Source organism: Erwinia sp. PME.40.26/001 (genome assembly GCF_055556675.1).
In genome coordinates, this window is the sequence record NZ_JBVHNP010000093.1 from 1 (window position 1) to 283 (window position 283).

General features: G+C 61.5%; 1 pseudogene. It reads left to right on the forward strand.

From position 1 onward, the window contains the following. Positions 1–130: 130 nt before the first annotated feature. Positions 131–283, forward strand: a pseudogene (locus ACZ3HG_RS23370) (segregation/condensation protein A); the annotation flags it as partial.

Consider the following 283-nt stretch of genomic DNA (forward strand, 5'->3'; position numbering starts at 1 on the left):
TGTGCTGGGGCTGATTCCGGGTGGTTGACAGCAGTTTCCAGTTTCCAGTGGTTCGTTTCCGGAGAAGCGTCGGAGCCGCCGTGCCCGCTTCTCTTGAAACGGGAAACCAACAACCGGAAACGGGCGCGCGATGACCGAGCTTGAAGCTCAGGCCGAGCATTCCGCGCGCGCGCCGATCATCAACGGCCAGCCGCTGACGCAGCTGCCGGATGATCTCTACATCCCGCCGGATGCGCTCGAGGTGTTTCTCGAAAACTTCGAAGGCCCGCTCGATCTTCTGCTG